18 protein-coding genes are annotated in these 21262 nt (G+C 74.0%); 4 read left to right on the plus strand and 14 right to left on the minus strand.

All coding sequences use genetic code 11. The features are described from left to right. Positions 1-42 precede the first annotated feature (42 nt). From BL253_RS04720 to BL253_RS04755, 8 genes are all read right to left on the minus strand, one after another. Positions 43-1608, minus strand: coding sequence for an aldehyde dehydrogenase family protein (locus BL253_RS04720; protein ID WP_158230328.1), 1566 nt, complete (start codon positions 1606-1608; stop codon positions 43-45). Next, a complete protein-coding gene (locus tag BL253_RS04725) occupies positions 1605-3020 on the minus strand; it encodes a M20 family metallopeptidase (protein ID WP_076813890.1) in 1416 nt (471 codons plus the stop codon). Before BL253_RS04725 ends, BL253_RS04720 begins: the two co-directional genes overlap by 4 nt. Continuing rightward, positions 3017-3880, minus strand: a complete 864-nt coding sequence (locus tag BL253_RS04730) for an ABC transporter permease (protein WP_081438012.1) — start codon at positions 3878-3880, stop codon at positions 3017-3019. Before BL253_RS04730 ends, BL253_RS04725 begins: the two co-directional genes overlap by 4 nt. Beyond that, entirely contained in the window at positions 3877-4731 is an 855-nt protein-coding gene (locus BL253_RS04735; protein WP_076813892.1) for a hypothetical protein, read from the minus strand. The genes BL253_RS04730 and BL253_RS04735 overlap by 4 nt, the downstream gene beginning before the upstream one ends. Beyond that, a complete protein-coding gene (locus BL253_RS04740; protein WP_241834529.1) occupies positions 4728-5708 on the minus strand; it encodes an ABC transporter ATP-binding protein in 981 nt (326 codons plus the stop codon). The genes BL253_RS04735 and BL253_RS04740 overlap by 4 nt, the downstream gene beginning before the upstream one ends. Then, a complete protein-coding gene (locus BL253_RS04745) occupies positions 5705-7141 on the minus strand; it encodes an amidohydrolase family protein (protein ID WP_076813896.1) in 1437 nt (478 codons plus the stop codon). Before BL253_RS04745 ends, BL253_RS04740 begins: the two co-directional genes overlap by 4 nt. A gap of 46 nt (positions 7142-7187) precedes the next feature. Then, positions 7188-8243: an ABC transporter substrate-binding protein gene (locus BL253_RS04750; protein WP_076813898.1), complete on the minus strand. Its 1056-nt coding sequence runs from the start codon at positions 8241-8243 to the stop codon at positions 7188-7190. 141 nt (positions 8244-8384) lie between these two features. Beyond that, the gene (locus tag BL253_RS04755; protein WP_076813900.1) at positions 8385-9455 is read right to left on the minus strand and encodes a 2OG-Fe(II) oxygenase family protein; all 1071 of its coding nucleotides are present in this window, start codon (positions 9453-9455) and stop codon (positions 8385-8387) included. A gap of 293 nt (positions 9456-9748) precedes the next feature. Here BL253_RS04755 and BL253_RS04760 point away from each other — a divergent pair, with 293 nt between their 5' ends. Then, positions 9749-10747: a threonine aldolase family protein gene (locus BL253_RS04760; protein ID WP_420801623.1), complete on the plus strand. Its 999-nt coding sequence runs from the start codon at positions 9749-9751 to the stop codon at positions 10745-10747. A 114-nt stretch (positions 10748-10861) separates the two neighbouring features. On the opposite strand, the gene BL253_RS04765 is transcribed toward BL253_RS04760, so the two are convergent. Further along, positions 10862-13186: a molybdopterin-dependent oxidoreductase gene (locus tag BL253_RS04765; protein WP_076813902.1), complete on the minus strand. Its 2325-nt coding sequence runs from the start codon at positions 13184-13186 to the stop codon at positions 10862-10864. A gap of 235 nt (positions 13187-13421) precedes the next feature. On the opposite strand from BL253_RS04765, the gene BL253_RS04770 reads away from it, so the two are divergent. Then, positions 13422-13871 carry an MSMEG_6728 family protein gene (locus tag BL253_RS04770; RefSeq protein WP_076813903.1) on the plus strand — a complete coding sequence of 150 codons (450 nt, stop codon included), beginning with the start codon at positions 13422-13424 and terminating at the stop codon, positions 13869-13871. Positions 13872-13982: 111 nt separating this feature from the next. Here BL253_RS04770 and BL253_RS04775 read toward each other — a convergent pair whose 3' ends face one another. Then, a complete protein-coding gene (locus tag BL253_RS04775; RefSeq protein ID WP_076813905.1) occupies positions 13983-15005 on the minus strand; it encodes an aldo/keto reductase in 1023 nt (340 codons plus the stop codon). A gap of 146 nt (positions 15006-15151) precedes the next feature. On the opposite strand from BL253_RS04775, the gene BL253_RS04780 reads away from it, so the two are divergent. Beyond that, the gene (locus tag BL253_RS04780; RefSeq protein ID WP_076813907.1) at positions 15152-15994 is read left to right on the plus strand and encodes a helix-turn-helix transcriptional regulator; all 843 of its coding nucleotides are present in this window, start codon (positions 15152-15154) and stop codon (positions 15992-15994) included. Positions 15995-16094: 100 nt separating this feature from the next. Here BL253_RS04780 and BL253_RS04785 read toward each other — a convergent pair whose 3' ends face one another. The 4 genes from BL253_RS04785 to BL253_RS04795 all read right to left on the minus strand — a co-directional run bounded on the left by BL253_RS04785 (position 16095) and on the right by BL253_RS04795 (position 20139). After that, a complete protein-coding gene (locus BL253_RS04785) occupies positions 16095-17060 on the minus strand; it encodes a glycosyltransferase family 2 protein (RefSeq protein ID WP_241834530.1) in 966 nt (321 codons plus the stop codon). A gap of 1089 nt (positions 17061-18149) precedes the next feature. Next, positions 18150-18695 carry a hypothetical protein gene (locus BL253_RS04790; protein WP_076813911.1) on the minus strand — a complete coding sequence of 182 codons (546 nt, stop codon included), beginning with the start codon at positions 18693-18695 and terminating at the stop codon, positions 18150-18152. Positions 18696-18961: 266 nt separating this feature from the next. Further along, positions 18962-19126, minus strand: coding sequence for a hypothetical protein (locus BL253_RS42185; protein ID WP_158230329.1), 165 nt, complete (start codon positions 19124-19126; stop codon positions 18962-18964). Continuing rightward, positions 19123-20139, minus strand: a complete 1017-nt coding sequence (locus BL253_RS04795) for an acyl-CoA thioesterase (RefSeq protein WP_076813913.1) — start codon at positions 20137-20139, stop codon at positions 19123-19125. The genes BL253_RS42185 and BL253_RS04795 overlap by 4 nt, the downstream gene beginning before the upstream one ends. 111 nt (positions 20140-20250) lie before the next feature. Between BL253_RS04795 and BL253_RS04800 the strand changes: the two genes are divergently transcribed. Next, a complete protein-coding gene (locus BL253_RS04800) occupies positions 20251-21261 on the plus strand; it encodes an NAD-dependent epimerase/dehydratase family protein (RefSeq protein WP_241834531.1) in 1011 nt (336 codons plus the stop codon). Position 21262 lies beyond the last annotated feature (1 nt).

A 21262-nucleotide genomic window follows, 5' to 3' on the forward strand; every position in this document is an offset into this window, starting at 1 on the left:
GGCGGGGCCCGCCGTCCAGGGTGCCGGCACGGCGGCGGCCGGTCAGGCGGGCAGCTGCATCGACTTCACCTCGGTCAGCTCGGCGAGCCCCTCCCGCCCGTGCTCGCGCCCGTTCCCGGACTCCTTCACGCCGCCGTACGGCGCGGAGAGGTTGAACCCGCCGCCGTTGACGACGACCTGGCCGGCCTGCAGCCGGCGCGCGACGGCGACCGACCGGTCCAGGTCGGCGCTCCACACCGAGGCGGTCAGCCCGTAGCGGGTACCGTTCGCCACCGCGACCATCTCGTCGACGTCGTCGCAGGCATGCACCGTCAGCACCGGCCCGAAGATCTCCTCCTGGGCCAGCTGGTGGTCGGGCGGGACGTCGCTGAACACGGTCGGGCGGATGTAGTAGCCGTCGGCGCTGCCGTCCGGAAGCCCGTCGGGCGCGCCCGGCCCGCCCGCGAGCAGGCGCAGGCCGGAGTCGACCCCGGCGCGGATGTAGCCGGCGACCCGGTCGCGCTGGACGGCGCTGACCACGGGGCCGAGCCGGGTGCCGGCGGCCCGGGGCGGCCCGGCGGCGGTGTCCGCCACCAGCCCGACCAGCCGGTCCTCCACCTCGCCGAGCAGCGCCCGCGGCACGATCAGCCGGCTCTGCGCGCCGCAGACCTGGCCGTTGTTGAAGAAGCAGCTGCCGAGGACGGCCGGCAGCGCGGTGTCCAGCGGCGCGTCCGGCAGCAGCAGCGCCGGGTTCTTGCCACCGAGCTCCAGCACGCTGCGGGTGATCGTGGCGGCGGTCGCGGCGAGGATCCGCCGGCCGACGGCCCGCGAGCCGGTGAAGCTGATCATGTCGACGTCCGGGTGGGCGACGAGCGCGGCGCCGACGGCGGGGCCGGTGCCGCCGACGACGCTCACGACGCCGGGCGGCAGGTCCAGCTCGGCGAGCAGCCGGGTCGCCGCCCAGGCCGCCAGTGGCTTCACCTCCGACGGCTTGAGGACGACGGTGTTCCCGAGCGCGACCGCCGACGAGATCTTGCTGACCAGCATGTGCAGCGGGAAGTTCCAGGCGGTGATGGCGGCGACCAGGCCGGCGGGCTCCCGCACGATCAGCGAGATGCCCTCGCGGCGCGGCGCGAGCACCGCCTCGGCCAGCTCCTCCAGGCGCTCCAGGCAGGCGACCGCCCGGCCCACGTGGACGTTGCGGGCGAACGCGGGCAGCAGGCCCATCTCGTCGATGACCAGCTCGGTCAGGGAGTCCGCGGCGGCGGCGAGCTTGCCTCGCCACGCGTCCAGGTAGGCCATCCGCTCGCGCAGCGGCGTGGCCGCCCAACCGGGCTGCGCGGCCCGGGCGGCGGCCACCGCCCGCGCGACGAGCGCGTCGTCGCCGAGCCCGGCGTACCCGATCACCGCTCCGTTCGACGGGTCGTGCACCGCCACGGCGTCGCCGCCGGTGCCGTCGATCAGCTCGCCGGCGACGAGATGGCCGGTGACGGGCAGGTCGCTTGGGGCCACGGTTCCTCCTGGGGTGGGCGCGGGCACGGCGGACGGGTGGGGCACGGCGGTGGTCACCGCGCGGTCGGGCTGGTCAGCGGCGGGCCGCGGCGGGCGGCGGGTCGTCGGCGCGGTCACCTCGGCGGGTCCAGCAGCGGGACGCCCAGGTCGAGCACCTCGGCGGCTCGGGCCTCGGCGCGCCGCGCCGCCCGTCGTCCCGGGGTGCCCGCGGCGAGGTAGTGCCCGGCGTGCCGGGTCCCGGCGGACAGGAAGCTCAGCGCGAGCGCCCTGGCCCCGTCGGCGATCAGCAGGCGGGCGCTTTCGGACGCCGACGCGGCGGCGAACGCGGCCTCGTGGTTGCCGCAGCCCCCGGTCTCCAGCCGCAGCATCGGCTGGATCATCGGGATCACCCAGGACAGGTTGCCGACGTCGGTGCTGGCCGCCCGGCCGGACGGCGGCGTGTAGGTCTCGCCGGCGCCGTCCGTGCCCCCCTTCTCGCCGCCGTCGGCGCCAGCGCCAGCGGCGGCGGTGTTGGTGCCGGTGTCGGTGACGAAGCTCAGGTCGACGCCGTCGAACCGAGGACAGGCCTGGGCGAACAGGCGCGACAGCAGCCGGTCGTAGCGGATCTCGGAGAAGCGCGGCAGGGCGCGGCGCAGGGTCGGCGCGCAGCCGGCGGCGAGGCCGCCGGCACGCAGGCAGTCGCCGACCCGGGCGGTGACGCCCTCCAGGGTGCCGGCGTCGGCGGCGCGCACCTTCACCGTCATCGCGGCGCGTTCCGGGATGATGTTGACCGCGTCGCCGGCGTCGGTGACCAGGGTGTGGACGCGCACGCTGTCGGGCAGCTGCTGGCGCAGGAGGCCGATCGCGACGCTCGCGACGGTGATCGCGTCGTAGGCGTTGCGGCCGCGCTCCGGGAACGACGACGCGTGCGCGGCCTTGCCGGCGTAGCTGACCGCGAGGGTGTCGTTGGCGAGCGTCGCCGGGCACAGCTCGTCCCGGTTGGCCGGGTGGATCTGCCCGGCGAGGTGGACGTCGTCGAACACGCCGGCCTCGACGAGGTAGATCTTGCCGCCGGCGTTCTCCTCGGCCGGGCAGCCGATCACCAGCACCCGCAGTCCGGCCTCGTCGGCGACGGCCGCGAGCGCGGCGCCCGCGGCGGCGGCCATCGTCCCGATCAGGTTGTGGCCGCAGGCGTGCCCGATGCCGGGCAGCGCGTCGTACTCGGCGGTGAACGCGACGGTGAGCGGGCCGCCGCCGTACTCGGCGCGAAACGCCGTCGGCATGCCGGCGAGCCCGCGGGTGACGGCGAAGCCGTGCTCGGCGAGCACGCCGCACAGCGCGTCGGCGGCGTGGTACTCGACGAGCCCCAGCTCGGGTCGGGCGTGGATGTCCAGCGCCAGCTCCCACCAGCGCCCCAGCCCAGCGGCGAGACGGTCCTCGACCCGCGTGACGAGGGCCGGATCGGCGTCGACGACACCGGCCAACGTCGACCAGCCCGGCTCGCCGAACGCCAGCTCGGGCGGGGCGGCGGCGAGCGCCAGGCCGGTCACCGGGCGCCCCCGGTGGTCCCCGACGCGGTCGGGGCGACGGCGAAGCCGAACCGGTCGGCGAGCGCGACGAGGCCCGACGGCAGCGCGTAGGCGACCAGTCCGAGCAGCGCGGCGACGGCCGACGTCGCCCACAGCAGTTCGCTGTCCCGGTTCGCGAGGGACGTCGTCATCAGTTCTCCGACCCCTTCCAGCCCGGACAGCCATTCGGCGAGCAGCGCGGCGAGCACCGCCATCGGCGCGGCGACCCGCAGGCCGACCAGCAGGCTGCCGACGGCGTTCGGGAGCAGGCCGGTGCGCAGCCGGCGCGCGAACGGCGTGGCGTACAGGTCCTGCAGCTCGCGCACCTCCGCCGGCAGCGACTCCATCCCGTCCAGCGCGGCGATCAGCAGGGTGAACACGGTGACCACGACGACGCAGGCGACCGACGTGCCGAGGCCCCGGCCGGTGATCAGGGTGAGCAGCGGGGCCACGCCGACGATCGGCAGCGTGCGGAACAGCAGCGCGTACGCGGTCAGCGGGGTGCGGACCAGCGGCAGCCGGATCGCGGCGACGGCGAGCAGCAGGGCCACCGCCGCGGACGCGGCGAGCCCCAGCACCGCGCCCTGCATGGTCACCCAGCAGCGGTCGGCCAGCAGCGGCGCGTTCGACCAGGCCGCCCGCGCCGCCTCGGCCGGCGACGCGACCTGGTAGGTGGGCACGTCGCCGACCCAGACGTAGAGCTGCCAGCCGGCGGCCAGGACGGCCAGCGCCCCGACGACGCTGGCCGCGTGCGCCCCCCGGCGGGCGGCCACCCCCCGGCCGGCGGCGGAGCCCGGTCGGCGGGCGGAGCCTCGGCGGCGGTCGGTCGACGGGGCGTTCATCGGATCCTCCTGCGCAGCGGCGTCATCAGGGCGGCGGCCAGCGCGAACAGGGCCAGCGCGGCGAGCGCGGCCAGCAGCAGCGCCGCCCACAGCACCTCGGGCTGGTAGCTGAACAGCGCGTTGACCATGACCTGGCCAAGCCCACGGGTGCCCGTCGCGCCCGACCACTCGGCGACGATCGCCCCGACGAAGCAGGCCGGCAGCATCGCGCGCAGCCCGAGGTCGATGACCGGCACGCTGTTCCAGAAGCCGACGTGCCGCCACCAGCGCAGCCTGCCGGCCGAGTACAGCGCGCCGAGCTCGTCGCGGCCGCGGGCGGCGGCCAGCGCGGAGCCGGCGAGCATCGCGGCCACCGGCACCAGCCCGGACAGCACGGTCACCGTGGTCACGAGCGTCTGGCCGCGGGTCATCACCAGCGCGAGCGCCGGGGTGACGGTGATCAGTGGCAGCGACCCGATGACGACCGAGGCGCCGCCGAGCGCAGGGGTGAGAGCGGGCACCGCGGCGACCGCGACCACCCCGACGGCGGTCACCGCGAGCAGGATCCCGACCCCGGTGAACGTCGCGGTCAGTGTCGGCTCGGCGTTCCACCAGATCATGGACCACTGGTCGTGCAGCGCCCGGACGGTCGCGGCCGGGCCGATCAGGCCGGCGCCGAGCCAGCCGGTCGCGGCGAGCGCCGCCCACAGCGCGGGCAGCGCGACGACCGCCACGGCGGCGACAAGCAGGCGAACCGGCAGCGATGGGCGGCCCGAGCCCGACGCGGGCCGCGACGCCGTCGCTGTCGGCGCCGCCGAAACCGTCGCCGGGCCCGGAGCCGTGGCGGCGGTGGGTGCCGCGGTGGTCGTCATCGCGCGGCCTCCAGCTCAGCGCGGATGGCGCGGCAGCGGGCCGCGAACTCGACGCTGTCCCGCTGCTCGCGCCGGTCCCGCCGGGGCACCGGAACGTCGTGCACCGCGTGCACCGAGCACGGGCGCGGGCCGAGCACGACGACGGTGTCGGCCAGCAGGACCGCCTCGTCCACCGAGTGGGTGACCAGCAGGCAGGTGGTGCCGGTGTCGGACAGGATGCGCAGCAGCTCGAAGTTCAGGTCGGCGCGGGTGATCTCGTCAAGGGCGCCGAACGGCTCGTCGAGCAGCAGGACGTCCGGCCGGGTCGCCAGGGCCCGGGCGAGGGCGACCCGCTGGCGCATCCCGCCGGACAGCTCCCGTGGCCGCCGGCCCGCCCAGTCCGCCAGGCCGGTGATCTCCAGGAGGTGGTCGACCCAGGCCCGGTCCTTCGGCAGCCTGGCCAGGTCGAACGGCAGCTCGATGTTGCGCCGCACCGACCGCCAGGACAGCAGTCCCGGGTCCTGGAACGCGAACCCGGCCCGGCGGTCTCGCCGCAGCCGCGCGGGCGGGACGCCGGCGACGTCGATGGTGCCGGCGGTCGGTTCCAGCAGCCCCGCCACCAGGCGCAGCAGTGTCGACTTGCCGCAGCCGGACGGCCCCACCAGTACGCCTATGCCGCCGACCGGCACGGTGAAGCTGACGTCGTCGACGGCCGTGACGGCGTCGCGCCGGCCGGGGTAGCCGAAGCTCACGCCGTCCACCCGCAGGACCGGCGGGCCGGCCCCGTCGGCGGGCACGGGCGCGGGCGTGGCCGCGGGGGGCCGGCTCAGGCCCGCCGGCCCCGGCGTGGGCGCCCCCGCTGGTGTCCGCGCCGACGCCGATGCCGACGTGGGTGCTGACACCTGCCCGGCGGACCTGGGTCCTGGCACGTCGGTCCCGCTGGCGGCGGCCGCGCCTCCGGTCTGGGCGCGGCCGGTGGTGGGTGGGGCCATGCTCATGCGGGGACCTCCCGGGGTCGGGGCGCTGGAGCGCTGGACGGTTCGGGGCGGCTGGACGGTTCGGGGCGGTGGTGCACCCGGGTGCCGGCGACCCACACCTCGGCGACGTGCGCCGGGCCGGCCGCGGCCACCGCGATGTCGGCGAGCGGCCAGTCCGGATGGCCGAACAGATGCCGCCACGGGCTCAGGTCAAGCAGGACAAGGTCCGCGAGCTGGCCCTCGGCGGGCGGTCGCGGCGCGGCCGCGCCGAACGCGGCGCGCCCGGCGGAGGTGGCGAGCGCGAGCGCCGCGGCGCCCGGCACCCGCCGGTGGGTCTGGGCCTGCCAGAGCCCGCGGGCCAGGCGCAGCTCCGCCCAGCCGTCGTGGTCGTCGGAAAGGGCGAGCCCGTCCAGGCCGAGACAGGCCGCGCGAACCCTGGCCGCGGCCCGCGCTATCGGCGCCACACCGGCGGCCAGCCGCAGGTTCGACGAGGCGTTCAGGGCGAGCGTGACGCCCCGCTCGTCGAGCAGCGCCAGCTCGTCGTCGCGCAGCTGGGTGCCGTGCGCGACGGTGGTCCGCTCGGTGAGCAGCCCGAGCCGGTCCATCGCGGGCAGCAGCCCGTCCGGGTAGACGTCGTCCGCCCAGGCGCGTTGTCCCGGGCTCTCCAGCAGGTGCAGGTGCAGCCGCCGGCCGGTCGCGGCGCTGTGCTCGGCGAGCCTCGCGAGCGTCGCCTCCGCGACCCACTGCGGGCCCACCGGGCCGAGCTGGATGTCGACCAGCCCGGCGGCCGGTGAGCCGGCGACCTCATCCGCCAGCTCACCGGCGAGCCGTTCGACGTCGGCGATCAGCGCGTCGACCGCGGCGCGGCCGGCGCCGGGCGCGCCGCGTCGCCGCCCTCGGCGGTCGCCGCCGGCGTCGAGGACCGGGAACGCGACGGCGGCGCGGATCCCGCGGGCGACCGCCGCCCGGGCCGCCGTCCGCACCTCGCCGACGACGTCCGGGCCCGTCGGGTTGACGCAGAAGACCGCGGCGCCCACGCCGGCGCGCAGCATGGCGTCGGCGGCGAGCCCGACCAGCTCGTCCTGGCCGCGCGGGCGGACCGGCCGGCCGAGCGTGTCGAGCCACTCCTCGAGCGGCGCGTCCGGGATGCCCGCGTCGACGGTGCCCGGGCCGCGGCCGTGGTCGTGCCCGTTCAGCAGCGGCGGGCAGAGGACGAGCGCCGTCGGCGGCGCCAGGCCGGCCGGGTCGTCCCGCGGGCCGGCCGGGTCGTCCCGGTCGACCTGGCCCGCCTGGCCGGCCGGCGTCGGGCGCAGCGTCGTGATGACGCCGTCGTCGACCACCAGCTCCCATGCGCCGCCGGCGTCGACCCGCGCCGGGGGCTGGCCGGCGTCGCCGAGGACGCCGGCCAGCCGCCAGCGGCCGGTGCGAGTGGTGCTCATGGTGTGGACGGTCATCGTGGGGTCCCCGGTCGGCTTCCTGTCCTCGTGGCGGCGTCGGCGGCTACGCCGTCGCCCCGGCGCCGACGAGGATGTCGGTCGTCACGACGGCGGCGTAGTCGACCGGTTTGTCGATGAGACCGGCCGTCTTGTAGAGGTCGTAGACCTTCTCGAACGCGGCCTGGTCGACCCACATCAGGCCGTGGGTCCTGGTGTCCGGCCCGGCGATCAACGGCACGGCGGCCTTCGCCGACTCCTTCTCGTCGGCGAGCACCGCGCCCGTCTCGTTGTGGTACTGGTCCCAGGTGTACTGGGCGATCTCCTCGGGGTTCTTCACGAAGTAGTCCCAGCCCTTGCGGTCCGCGCGCAGCCACTTCGTGAGCAGGTCCTTCTTCCCCTCGACGGTCTTGCGCGTCGCGAACAGGGCGTTGCCGTAGTCGGGGTTGCCCAGCTCGGAGAAGTAGGTGATGGTGACCGGCACGCCGGACTGGCGCAGCGAAAGGCCCTGCTGGGTGCCGTAGCCGATGTAGCCGTCGACCTGCTTGGAGCTCAGGATGCTCGGGTCCGTGCCGACCGGGACCATCTTCACCGTCGACGGGTCGACGCCCGCCTTGCTGAGCATCGCGGACAGCAGYGGGCGTTCGGTGGTGGGCAGGCCGACCGTCTTGCCCGCCATCGCGGCGAGGGACGTCACCGGGTTGCTGTCCAGGGACATCAGCGCGTTCGGGGTGGACTGGTAGATCGTGGCGAACGCCATCACGGGGATGTTCTTGCTGACCGACAGGAGGATGTCGGAGCCGTTCGCGTCGCCGATGTCGGCCTGCCCGCTGGTCACGACCGAGACCGGGTCGATGTTCGGGCCGCCGGAGACGAACTTCGCGTCGATGCCCTCGGCGGTGAAGTAGCCGTTCTTCAGCGCGGCGAAGTGCCCGCCGAACTGGGTGAACTTCTTCCAGCCGAGCTGACAGGTGACGGTCGTGAGGCCGGCGGCGGACGCGGACGAGCTGTCGTCATCCGAGCCGCAGGCGGCGAGCAGCGGTCCGGCGGCGAGCAGGGCGCCGCCGCCGAACAGGCCGCGCAGCACGGCCCGGCGGCTGGTTGAGGAGTCGAGCGCGGACATGGTTTTCCTCTCCGGAACACCGAAGGAGCAGGCAGGGAAGGACGGGGGAGCCGCGGGGAGGGGTGCGAGGCGGGGTACCGCGGGAGGAGCCGGGTCTGGGCACGGCCGTGGCCGGGCCGTGGCGGACGAGGACGGTCGGTGTCAGGAGGTGACGCGCTGCTGGAGCTTGCGGCGGCGCACCCAGGCGCCCACGTCCAGTGGGCCGGCGTCGCGCAGCGCGTCGGCCAGGACGGTGTCGGCGAGAAATCCGTCCGTCGGCGGCGCGTCGGCGGACACGGAGCCGGCGCCGCGCACCTCGAACGGGACGAGCTCGTGGTGGTCGCTGGGTCGGTAGAAGAACGGGATGGTCAGCCGGTCGCCGGCGGCGGCGGAGCCGGCCGGCCGGACCTCGTGCGGCACCGCCCACCAGGCGCCCCGGGTCAGGTAGGTGAGCAGCTCGCCGACGTTGACGACGAACTCCCCGGCGGCGGGCGCGACGTCGTGCCACCCACCGGAGCGGTCCCGCATCACCAGGCCGCCGTTGCCCGGCGGGTCCTGGAGCAGGACGGTGAACAGGGTCAGGTCGGAGTGCACGGCGTTGCGGATCCCCGGCGCGCCGGACGGCGCGGGCGCCGGGTAGTAGTTGGCGGCGAGGTCAGCCCAGTTCCCGGCCACCATGTCCGACCAGCGGGAGGGTTCCAGGCCGAGTGCCGCCGCCAGCGCCGTGCCCAGCCGCGCCGCCGACTCCTGCATGGCGGCGTAGTAGCGGTGCCAGGCCTCGACGAAGCCGGGCAGCTCGGCCGGCCACAGCGGGCAGTCCGCGACGGCCGCCGTGACCAGGCCGGCAGTGTGCCCCCGCGTCGGCTCGACCGCGCCGGATCCGGATCCGGCGCGGTCACCCAGGCCGAGCAGCGTGCTGGCGACCCGCGGGCCGATGTGGAACATCTCCTTCTCGTCCGCGTAGCCGTACTCGTTGCGGTTGCCGTCCGTGCCGCGCCAGCCGACGTACTGGTCGTCCTGGCTGACCAGGGCGGCCTTCGCCCGCCGCGGCAGGGCGAACAGCTCCCGGGTCCGCCCGAGCACCTCGTTGGTGAGGCCGGTGGGCAGCGGCAGCCCGGTCAGGACGAAGGCGCCGATCTCGCGGCAGACCCGGTCGAGCTCCCCGCCGGCGGGGGCGCGGCCAGCGTGGGCATCCGCGACGATCTCCGGCAGTGAGAACGACGGAACCTGCATCGGGACACCTCCACGCGCTTCGGATCCGAACTTGGATCCGAACGTTAGGGGCGTCAGATTGCGGGCGTGTCACGCGGGCGTACCGGGACGTAACGGCCTTCGGCCGGGCCTCAGGACCGGGTGACCCCGCGCAAAGACGCAGCTCACAGGCGTTACCGTCGCAAACCATGGAATCCCACCTCGCCTCGGCCGCCGGCGCTGCGCCCGCGGCCTCCGTCGCGACGGGCGCGGCCTCCGCGACCGCCGCCCCCGTCGATCTGCGCAGCGACACCGTGACGCGCCCGACTCCCGGGATGCGCCGGGCGATGGCGGACGCCGAGGTCGGCGACGACGTGTACGGCGAGGATCCGTCGGTGCGGGCGCTGGAGGAGCACGCGGCGGACCTGCTCGGGCACGAGGCGGCCGCCTTCGTCCCGAGCGGGACGATGGGGAACTTCTGCGCGCTGCGGGCCGCCGCCCCGGTCGGCACGGAGATCGTGGCGGACACCGAGGCGCACATCGTGACCTACGAGCTGGGCGGCCTCGCCGCGCTCGGCGGCGTGCAGACCCGCACCCTGTCAGGGCTCGCCGGGCCGCTCGACCTCGCGGACGTGGCGGCCCAGATCCGGGCGCACTCGATCGGCCACAACTACAACATGATCAGGACCAGCGTGCTCGCCGTGGAGAACACCCAGGCCCGCGCCGGCGGCCGGGTCTGGCCGGTCGAGCGGCTGGAGCGCCTGCGCGCCCTCACCGACGACGCGGGGGTCGTGCTGCACTGCGACGGCGCCCGGATCTGGAACGCCGCCGTCGCGCTCGGCGTCCCGCCGCGCCGCCTCGGTGAGATCTTCGGAACCCTGTCGGTCTGCCTGTCGAAGGGGCTCGGCGCGCCGGTCGGCTCCCTTGTCGTCGGGGACGCCGCGCATGTCGAGCAGGCCCGCGAATGGCGCAAGCGGCTCGGCGGCGGCATGCGCCAGGCCGGCGTGATCGCCGCGGCCGGCCTGTACGCGCTGCGTCACCACCTCGACCGCCTCGCCGAGGACCACCGCCGGGCCGGCGAACTCGCCGCGACACTCGCCGACGCCGCGCCCGGCCGGGTCGAGCCGAAGCTCGTCGAGACGAACATGATCCTCGTCGAGGTCGGCGACGCCGACGCGTTCGTGGCCCGAGCCGCCGAGCGAGGCGTCCTGGTCGGCGCCGTCAGCCCGACGACGCTGCGGCTCGTGACCCACCTCGACGTCGACGACGCCGGAATCCGTCGGGCTGGCGACGTCCTCGCCCGGCTGCTCGCCACCAGCCGGCCCACCGGCTGACCGGCGGGGCCTCGTCCGGCGGCAGAAGGGTGTCCGACCCGTCGCCGTTGCCGGATAACCCCGGGCGCGCACTCGGACGCCAGGGTCGGGCCGGTGGCACGCGCCGGTCCACCGTCAGCCGATGGGGGCAAGCCGGACGGGGATGCCGTTGAGGACGGCGTTGCCGGACAGCGGATCGACCTGGGAGGCGTCCGTGAGGACGTTCGTGTTCACGCCGGGGTGTTCGGCGGCGGTCGTCATCCGGGTACCGGCCTGGCCGTGGCCCCAGCCGTGGGGGAGGCAGACGACGCCGGCCATCACCTCGTCGCTCACCTCGACCTGGACCTCCAGCGTGCCCACCGCGGACGTCAGCCGGGTCCGGCCGCCATCCCGGACGCCGTGGCGGGCCGCGTCGTCCGGGTGCACGAGCAGGGTGCAGCGCTCGCGGCCCTTGACCATCGCCGGGACGTTGTGCAGCCAGCTGTTGTTCGTCCGCGGGTGGCGCCGGCCGATCAGGACCAGGCCGGCCTCCGCGCCGTCGTCGCCGCCCCCGCCGGCGGCGTCGAGCGCGGCGCGCAGCCGCGGTACGTCCGCCACGACCGGTTCCGGGGCGAGCTCGACCTTCCCGCTGACGGTGCGCAGCATGGCCGGGATCCGCGCGGTGAGCGGCCCCAGGTCCACACCGTGCGGGTTGGCGAGCAGCAGGGCGAGCCGCATCCCGTCCGGCCGGGCGCCGAACCCGTCGCCGAAGTGCCCGGTGCGCAGCGCGATGTCCAGCAGGCGTTCCGGCACTGTCTCGCCGTCGACGAGCGGGCGCAGCTCGGCCGGGTCGCGCCCGGCGGCCGGCGAGCCCGGCTCGGCGACGGCACGGCGCAGCGCGTCGTCGACCAGCGACTCGTGGACGGCCGACACGTCGGTGTCCGCCGGCTGGCCGAGCGCGATCGACGTCAGCCGGGCCAGGATGTCGTGCTCGGCCAGCCCGCCGGGATCGGGTGGCAGGACCGGCGGCGAGTAGCTCGCGATGGTGCGTATCGCGAGCCCGCCGAGCATGAAGTCGTAGTGCCCGACGCGGGCCGGGTCGGTGGGCGGCAGCACGACGTCGGCGTGGCGGGACGTCTCGTTCAGGTAGGGGTCGACGCTGACCATGAAGTCGAGCGTGCCGAGCGCCGCCGCGAGCCGCCGGGCGTCCGGAGTCGACAGCGCGGGGTTGCCGGCCACGGTGACCAGTGCCCTCAGCTGGCCGTCGCCGGGCGTGTCGATCTCCTCGGCCAGAGCCGCGACCGGCAGCTCTCCCATCACCTCGGGCAGCCCGCGGACCCCGGTGTGCCACCGCCCGGTCCGCCACCCTCGCCCGCCGGGGCGCCCGTCGGGACGCGCCCGGTCGGCGCGGCCGTGGGCGCCGCGGCCGAACATCGCCCCGCCGGGGGCGTCGAGGTTGCCGGTCAGCGTGTTCAGGACGATCGTGAGCCAGCTCGTCAGCCCGCCGAACGCGACCGTCGTCGTCCCCATCCTCCCGTAGACGGCGGCGCCCGGCGCCGCGGCGAGCTCCCGCGCGATCCGCCGGGTCGTCTCGGCGGGCACCCCGCAGGGTGCCTGGACCGCCTCCGCGGTGAACGGCGCGGCCAGCTCGATGACGCGCTCCACCCCGGTGACGTGTTCGGCGACCGCGCCGAGCCCGACCTGGCCCGTCGCCGCCAGCTCGTTGACCAGCGCGAACAGCCACAGAGCGTCCGTGCCCGGCCGGATCGGCAGGTGCTCGTCCGCGAGGGCGGCGGTGCGGGTCCGGCGCGGGTCGACGAGGACGACCCTGCCGCCGCGGGCCCGGATCGCGGCCAGCCGGCCGGGGAAGTCGGGGGCCGTGCACAGGCTGCCGTTGGAGACGGCCGGGTTCGCGCCGAGCATCAGCAGGTAGTCGGTGCGGTCCAGATCGGGCACCGGGATCAGCGCCGGATGCCCGAAGACGTGGCCGCAGGCGGCGTGCATCGGCATCTGGTCGACCGTCGCGGCGCTGAACAGCGAGCGGCTGCCCAGGGCGCCGAGGAACGCCGGAACGTGCTGCGCGCCAGCCATCGTGTGCGCGTTCGGGTTGCCGAGATACACGCCTACGGCGTCGCGGCCAGCCGCGTCGATGACGCGACGCAGTCCCGCCCGCACGACGTCGAAGGCCTCGTCCCAGCCGACCTCACGCCACCTGGTCTCGTCAGGGCGCCTGTTGCCGCCGTGACCGTCGCGGCCGTCGCTGGTGGTCTCGCGGACGAGCGGGCGGCGCAGCCGGTCCGGGTCGTTCAGCAGCTGCGGGAGCGCGGCGCCCTTCGGGCAGATATACCCGTGGCTGAACACGTGCGCCGCGTCGCCGCGCGCGCCGACCACCCGGCCGTCGGCCACGCGCAGCTCCAGCCCGCAGGTCGCCTCGCAGAGTGGACAGGTACGCAACGCGGTCGTCCCTAACCCAGGGGTCATACCGGCCAGGGTCCCACATCTGATCGACACCGGCCCGGATACACCGTGGGAAACCGTGGAAAGTCCAGATCCACTATTGACCGCTAATGCCGTGCCCGCCCATGTTGGCTCGCCATGCATGATCGCCGATAGTCCCGCTGGTGCCGCGAACGCGTCACCCTCTGGTTGTGTGGGGGTGCGGCCGGGTAGCCCCGCGGCAGAAGGGGGTGCGGGCCGGCGGGCTCTGGTGGCGGGTATGCAGACCTTTCTTCCGTATGCGGACTTCGCGGCGAGCGCCGCGGTTCTCGACGACCGGCGGCTCGGTAAACAGCGGGTCGAGGCGCTGCAGATAGTGCGGGCGCTGACCTACGAGGGTTATGGCTGGCAGCGACATCCGGCGGTGCGGATGTGGGCGGGCCACCCGAGAGCGGTCGCGGCCTACGGTCTCGCGGTCTGTGAGGCGTGGACCGCCGTCGGGCGCGCCGACACGTGCGCGGCCACGATCAACACCGATCTCGCGCGGGCAGGCCTGGCGCCGCCGCGGTCCCAGCAGGCGCTGGCACGGCTCGGGCTGCTGCCCGGCTGGCTCGGCGACGAGCGCCTCCACCGCAGCCACCAGGCCGCGCTGGTCCGCAAGGACCCGCGGTTCTACGGCCCGCTGTTCGGCGACGTGGACCCGGCGCTGCCGTACTACTGGCCGGTCTGAACTACTGGCCGGTCTGACCGCCAACAGCGCTCGGTCAGGAGGTGGGAAAGCCAGGACCCGGCGGACGGTGGGAAAGCCGGGACCGTCAGGCGGTGGGATGGCCGGGACGCGTCAGGCGGCGGCGCGTTCGCTGGCGGGCCGGCGGCGGAGGCTCGCCTGCTGGAGAGCGGGCGGGAGATATGCCTGGTCGAGCGTGCCGACGTCGGTGGCCGGCGGAACGATCTCGTCGATCTGGTCGAGGACGTCGTCGGTCAGTGTCACGTCGAGGCCAGCGAGCAGGTCGTCGAGATGGCTCATCGTGCGCGGCCCGATGATCGCGCTGGTCACACCGGGGTGGGAGATCGCGAACGTCATGGCGAGGTGGGTCAGTGGCAGGCCCACCTTCTCGGCGAGTGAGATGAACCGCTCTACGGCGTCGAGCCGGCCCTCGTCGTTCAGATGCCTGGAGAAGGCCGCGCGGCGGAGCTCGTTCCGCTGGCCCTTGCGGACGCGTCCCGTGAGCAGTCCCTGTCCGAGCGGGCCCCACACCAGCGTGCCCATCCCGTTGCGCTGGGCGACCGGCAGCACCTCGCGTTCGATGCCGCGGTTGAGCAGCGAGTACGGCGGCTGCTCGGTGTGGAAGCGTTCCAGACCACGCCGCTCGGCGACCCACTGGGCTTCGACAATGTCGGACGCCAGCATCGCGGAGCTCCCGATCGCGCGGACCTTCCCGCTGTGGATCAGGTCGCAGAGCACGGACAGCGTCTCCCCGATGTCCGTGGTGGGATCCGGCCGGTGGATCTGGTACAGGTCGATGTAGTCGGTCTTCAGGCGGCGCAGCGAGTTCTCGACCGCGGTCACGATCCATCGCCGTGAGGCGCCCTGGTGGTTGGGGTCGTCACCCATCGGACGGCCGGCCTTGGTCGCGAGGACTACATCGTCCCGACGCCCCTGGAGTGCCCTGCCGACGATTTCTTCGGAGTCGCCGTAGGAGTCGGCGGTGTCGATGAAGTTGATTCCCGCGTCCAGCGCCCTGTGGATGATGCGGGCGGAGTCATCGGGGTCCGGGTTGCCGATGGACGTGGCGAACATCAGCGTGCCGAGCGCATAGGGGCTGACCTTGATCCCGGTCCGGCCGAGTGTGCGATACCGCATGCGAAATCCTCACTTCCTGGCAAGAGGACCCGTGGGGCGCGGGCCGGTTTCCAGCATGTGGCGGTGCCGGCGCCGGCGGGAGAGACGTCCCCATCCAGGGACGGGCCGTCCCTGGATGTGTCCCGCGTCGCGGGCATGGTGGAGGTGTGGACAGAACCGAGCTGGCGGACTTCCTGCGCCACTGCCGTGCCCGACTCGCGCCTGCCGACGTGGGGCTGGCGCAGGGCGCCCGGCGGCGCACTCCGGGGCTGCGCCGCGAGGAGGTGGCGCAACTGGCGGGCATGTCCACCGACCACTACACCCGGCTGGAACAGGCGAGAGGCTCACGGCCGTCCCGCCAGATGCTCGCCGCCGTCGCCCGGGCGCTGCGCCTGTCCGACGACGAACGCGACCATCTCTTCCATCTGGCGGGAGAGGAGCCTCCACGCGGCCGGCCGGGCACCCAGCACGTCCGCCCAGGGCTGCTTCTCGTCCTCGACCGGCTGACCGACACTCCCGCCCAGGTGTTGAGCGACCGCGGCGACATCCTCGCGCGGAATGCGATGGCCAGGGCGCTGCACGGTGACGCGTCCGCCAGCCCGGAGGGGGAGCACAACCTGGTGTGGCGCTATTTCACGGACCCCGCCGCGCGGGAGCTCTTTCCGGCCGAGGACCGTGACCCTGGCGCCCGCGAGGCAGTCGCGGATCTGCGCGCCACCTTCGCCCGCCGCCCGGACGACGCGCGGCTGGCGGCGCTCGTACACAGGCTCCGCGCCCGCAGCGAGGAGTTCTCGGCTCTGTGGGACGCCCACCACGTCGCCGTACGTCGCTCGGACACCAAGCGCTTCCTGCACCCGGTCGTCGGCCTGCTGGAGCTGGACTGCGAGGTACTGCTGAACCCGGACCACGACCAGCGGCTGGTCGTCTACACCGCCCGTCCGGGCAGCACGTCCTACGAGCGACTGGAACTGCTGCGCGTGGTCGGCCTCCAGAATCTGACCCATGGCTGAATGCTTCGCCGGGTTCGCCGGGCTGACGGGGATCCGGACCATCCGTCCGAGTCGGTTGACCTGGCCATCCGCGACCCGCCCGCTCGGGCGGGACAGACCGCTACCGACCCGGCGCCAGTCCGGCTGTGGTGTCAAGCGCGGGTGGAAGCGTGCCTACCTGGGTGCGGGCACTCGTGGACACCGCGCGCCACGGCGAGTGGTGCGCGGGCTCCCAGTCGGGCCGCGCGAGGCCGCCGACCAGACCACGGAGGATTCGCAGCGCTCGGGCTGTGTCCGTCGGTTGGCCCGTGACTCTCTTGCGGGCGGCGAGGAGAAGAAGCTGCGCGGCGTGCACTCCGGGCCAGGCCAGGCCGAGGTTGCGCCGGTGGCGACGGAAATACGTGGCCGCGGACCGCCCGAGTTCCCGGTGCATCATCGGTGACTGGCCGGTCGTCGCGCCGCCGTCATGCACCACGTGCCAGGTGTCATCCGCCCAGGCGATCCGGCCGCCCGCCTTGAGGAGGCGGTAGAACAGGTCGGTCTCCTCGTAGTACATCCAGTAGTACGGGTCGAATCCGCCGAGCCGGAGGAACGCTTCACCCCGGATCGCGAAGAACGCGCCAATCGGGTAGCGATGCCCCGGCCAGCGGCTGAGTGCCGCGGCCTCACCTCGTACCGCCATGTACGCGTTGGTCCGCGACGATGGCAGCACCGAGCTGGTTCGGCCTGGTCTCCCGTCTTCTGTCTGGATCGTGAAGCCGACGGCGTCGGTGTCGGCCGGGGTGTGGCTCAACAACGCGGGCAGCATCTGGGCTGTGCGCTCGGGTAGCTCGATGTCGCTGTTGACGACGAGCACCCAGGCCGGGATCGGATCGTTTTCCAGATGACGCCGCACACCCAGGTTCACCGCGGTGCCATAGCCGACGTTGCCGTGGTCATGGTGCGCACGCACGCCTTCGGGCAGCCACGGGTGCCRCACGCCAGGCTCGTTCTCGATGAGCATCACCTGACAACCAGGCATGCGGCGCAGCCCCGACAGCAACGCCGGGAGGTAGCTCGACCCGCCATAGGAGACTACGACCGCCAATAGGTTATTCATCATCCGCCTCGGGAGTAGGCGCCATGGTTCAGGGCTTCCGGCCGGCGCTGCCGGCTGGCAGAGTCCGTCAGGGCACGGCTGAAACCTCTGCAGGTATTCCGGTACTTGGTGAGCCACCACCACGGGACTGATCTGTGAGCCTCGGTCGGCGCCCGGAGCACGGGTCAGATCCAGTCGCCCGGTTTGAGGTATRCCGACACCTCGCGGCGGCTATTCGCCCTGTTCGTGACGAGGGTCACGGGCGGGTGGCCGATATCCGCACGGCGGCTGCCCGCGAGGCGTGATCAGGCCGGGAGTCGTGTCGTGCTCGACGTAAGCTGCGTCCGCTGGTCACCGGCCGGCTCGCGCGGAAAAAAGATAAATCGGCGGCATGGCCATCAATGGCTCTGCTGGCCGCAGCGCCAACGGAACGATCGGCCGACGACAGGGCGCCGTACGACACCGGCCTGGACATTAACGGGACTCTGCGGTGTCCATGGCGGAGGGCTGCGTGGGCACGACTGGTGGGCACGGAGTGCATACGGGTCCCGGTGGTCTTCGGGGGCCGGATGAAGCCGGTCTGCGTTCGACCGCGGTCACGGTTCTGTGCTCATTCTAGGCCGGCGTTTTTCGCCGCGGCCCGGCCGGGGGTCCGTTCCGGGTAGCACACGGTCGTTCATCGGATCGTCAGACTTCGTCGAGGGCCTGTCTGTCCTGCGCCGTGTCCATGCCCCGCCAGAAACGGTTGTGTGAGCAGGCAGGCCTCCGACGCGAGCGGGGCGGCGAAACGGCGCATCGGCCAGGTCCTCCCCGTGCCGTAGCGCCGTAAATCGTGTCGCGTATCACGAAGAAGCCGCCGTCGGCCGAGAGGTGTTTATCGGCGGATGGGGCAACGGCCCTGACGTGGTGGGTGTCACGGTTACCAGGAAGAGTTCCTCCTGGCCACGAGCCGCTGGGCGACCTTCAAGGGAGATCGAGCCGCCGTCGAGCGTCTCGTCCGCCGGGACACCGGCTGTCGCCGCGCAGGAACGATGTACAGCCCGATTCCCGGCCGGCCGGGCCCGGCGCCGGAAGAGCGGCTGACAGCCGCTCCCTGCCTCACCGCTCCGTAAGGGCCGCATGCCCGGCGCGCAGGCGCATCGCTTCCAGCCGCGCTGCCTGTCCGACCGCCCGCTGTTCCAGCTGGTCGAACCGTGCCGGGTCCAGTCCCAGGCCGGGCTCCTCCTCCGCCAGGTCGCGCAACGTCACCCAGGCCAGCCGCTTGCCCTCCACCCCCAGTCGCAGCGCCTCCAGTTCGGTCACCGTGCTCAGCGGGGAGCGGGCCACCAGGCGGCCGTTCGACTTCAGCCGGCCCACCAGCTCGGCGAGCAGACCGGCGGCGATCTTGTAGCGACGGCGCGGCGCTCCGAGCTGCTCCATCAGCGCGATGAGCACCGACCGGTCCTCGTCGATCTCCTCGGCGATGGACCGCAGCTCGGGTCCGATCGGCAGCCGCTCGTGCGCGCCGGCCAGCCGGCGCGCCAGGCGCAGCCCCGCGCTGGAGCCCGCGAGGTGGTCGTTCAGATAGATCCCCAACAGGCGCTCGCCAGCCGGCTTGTGAGAGGTCGTCGTGGTCTGGCCATCGGCGGTGGTGGTCTGGGCCATTGCGCTCCCCTTGTCGCTGCTGGACGCCTTCGCCGCATCTATGATCAGACGGTCCCGCGCCGTCGGCATCGCGCGGGCGTCCGGGGTCCTACCCGGCGAGCTCCCCGGATACCGCGTGCCAGCCCCTCACGGATCGCCGCTTGTGTCCCGCGGTGACCGGGCGGGCGGGGGGCGGATCGTGACCGCCACAGGGCACAAACCGCGATCAAGCCGCAGGCCCGACCGCCAGGGGCGGCGGTGGTCAACTTGCGGGGGTGGCTGTCTGGTCAGGGAACCCGGCAGCCGCCGCGGGTGAGGTCGTCGACGACGAAGCCAAGCTGGAACAGCCGGTACGCGCCCTCCGGCCAGGGCTGCTGGAAGTGACGGTGCTGGAACGTCGACGGTGTGGAAGGCCCGGGCGGCCCGGGCGGCCCGGGCGGCATACCGGTCATCGCGTCAACGCTCCGCTCTGGCCGTCCAGGCCGCTCTCGCCCTCTGAGCCCTTCGGGTCCTTGAGGCTATTCGGGCGCACGAGCACCTCCTGGGCGACAGTGGCCACCAGATGCCCGTCGGCGTCGTGGATCGCTCCGCGCACGAGGCCGCGGTGGCCCGTGACGACGACCGTCTCCTGGGTGTGCCGGTGCCAGCGGTCGAACCGCACCGGGCGGTGCAGCCAGATGGCGTGGTCGAGGCTGCAGGCCGACGTGTAGTCCGGCACGTGGTCGGGGTCGGCGCCACCGGGGTAGGACCGGAAGGCCATGTCGAGCAGGAAGTAGTCGCTCGCGTAGGTGAGCAGCGCCGCGTGCGTGCCGGCGTCCGCGCCGACGTCGCGGGGCAGGCGCATCCAGTGCGAACGCGCGCCGGCGGCCGGGGAGCCGCCCATGAAGACGACCGGCTCGGCGAGCCGCGTCTCCAGCGGCGGCGGGCGGTCGACCCAGGCCAGCGCCTGCGGCCGCAGCTCGGGCGGGGCCTTCTCCGCCCAGTCCTGCAGCAGCGGCAGCTGCTCGGGGTCCACCGCCAGGACGGAGGGATCGGCCGGCGGCTCGGGACCGGCGCCGTCCGCGTGGAACGTGACGATGGCGACCAGGAGCACGCGGTCGCCCTGCTGGACCGTCACCCGCCGCGTCGACATCGTCCGGCCGTCGCGTACCCGGTCGACCGCCAGCTCCACCGCGACGCCCGGCTTCCCGGTCTGGACGAACGACGCGTGCAGGGAGCACGGCTCCTGGCCGGTGACGGTCGCGCTGGCCGCCACGAGTGCCTGGGCGAGCGACTGCCCCCCGAAGACGCGGCCGAACCGGGGCGGCTCGGAGCTGGCTCGGAACCGCTCGGAGCCGGGTGGCGGACCGGAGCCAGGCGCACCGGCACCGAGTGGCCCGGCGCCGAGCGGCTCCAGGTCGAAGGCCGCGAGCAGCCCGTCGAGCGACTCGAGGATCGCCCGGCGAAGGGTGGGGTCGATGCTCACGCGGCCATCACACCATCCGCCCACGGTTTGGATCAAATATGCATGACTGGTCACGGTGATGGCTCCAAACTAGGCTTCACGTCCCGTGAGATGCCAAGAAGGACGATTACCGTGTTGACCGGCGAGAAGATCCTGATCACGGGGTCCGCCGGCCGGATCGCCTACGGGCTGGCCCGCTCGCTGGCACGCGACAACGAGGTCTGGGGCATCRCCCGCTTCACCGACCCGTCCTCGCGGGCGAAGGTCGAGGCGCTCGGCGTGACGACCAGGGCGGTCGACATCGCGGGCGACCCGCTCGACGAGCTGCCCACGGACTTCACCCACCTGCTGCACCTCGCGGCCGACTTCAGCGCGGACGACTACGACCGGGCGATCCGGGTGAACGCCGAGGCGACCGGCCGCCTGCTGGAGCACTGCCGATCCGCGAGGTCGGCTCTCGTGATGTCGACGGTCTCGACGTACAAGCCACACCCAGACCCGTGGCACGCCTTCGGAGAGAACGACCCCCTCGGGGATGCCATGGCGCCCCCGTCGGCGCCTTACTCGGTCTCCAAGATCGCCCAGGAGGCGGTCGCCCGGTACTGCGCCCGCTCGTTCGGGCTTCCAGTGACGATCGCCCGGATGGGCTGCGCCTACAGCGACCAGGGCGGCCTCCCGGTCTGGCACCTGGAAGCCGTCGCGGCCGGGCAGCACATCCGGACCCGCTGGGACCCGATGCCGTACAGCCCGATCCACGACGACGACATCTGCGCGCAGCTGGAGCCGCTGCTGGGAGCCGCGAGCGTGCCGGCGACGATCGTGAACTGGGCCGGCGACGACGCCGTGAGCGTCCAGCAGTGGGCGGCGTACTTCGGCGAGCTCCTCGGAGCCCCGGCCGCGGTGGACGTCGAGCCGATCCCGGGCGCGTCCGTCGGCTCCGTCGCCGACCTCACCAGGCGCGCCGCGATCACCGGTCCCTGCCTGGTCGGCTGGCGGGAGGGCTTCCGCCGGGTCGCCGAACAGCTGCTCCCTGACCGGCTGTCGGTGGGCGAGCTGCCCGCGAGCGGACCGCCCGTGGGCGAGAGCGCCGCCGCCGGCGACCTGGCCGCGGGTGGATCGTCCGCGGGCGAGCCGAGGACCTGAG

The organism is Pseudofrankia asymbiotica (genome assembly GCF_001983105.1).
GTDB classification, from domain to species: domain Bacteria; phylum Actinomycetota; class Actinomycetes; order Frankiales; family Frankiaceae; genus Pseudofrankia; species Pseudofrankia asymbiotica.